1 protein-coding gene is annotated in these 432 nt (G+C 66.2%); it reads right to left on the bottom strand.

Annotated features, from left to right (window positions below; genetic code table 11):
- Positions 1-203: MarR family winged helix-turn-helix transcriptional regulator (locus BCY78_RS24350; protein WP_233499495.1), on the bottom strand; the 203-nt coding region annotated here is incomplete at its 3' end.
- Positions 204-432: the final 229 nt, after the last annotated feature.

The raw sequence follows: 432 nt of genomic DNA, 5'->3' as shown, positions 1-432 counted from the left end.
CCCTTCGCCTCCAGCAGCGCGACGATGCGGGTCATCGACGGCGGCTGCACATGCTCCTTGCGGGCAAGCTCACCGGGGGTGGCCGAGCCGCAGCGGGCCAGGGTGCCGAGCACCGACATCTCGGTGGGGCTCAGCGACTCGTCGACTCGCTGGTGCTTCAGGCGACGGCCCAGCAGCATCACGGCGGAGCGGAGGGAGCTCACGGCGGCGGCACTGTCGCCGTCGTGGATCAGGTCAGGCATGTTTGTTAGCGTAACTCATTACCAAACCTAAATACCACCCGGTTACACCTCCCGCACATTCCGATCACCCTAACGAGTGAGTCGGAAGCGGAAAGTGACGCACGGAACGCTCCGGGGCGGCGACCCTGCTGGACATGGGCTCGACAGTGCTCAGCCTGCGGATAGACGGTGAGCTGCTCGACCGGCCCCG

Source organism: Pararhodobacter sp. CCB-MM2 (assembly GCF_001691415.1).
GTDB lineage: Bacteria > Pseudomonadota > Alphaproteobacteria > Rhodobacterales > Rhodobacteraceae > Pararhodobacter.
This window is presented reverse-complemented; position numbering and strand designations above follow the sequence as displayed.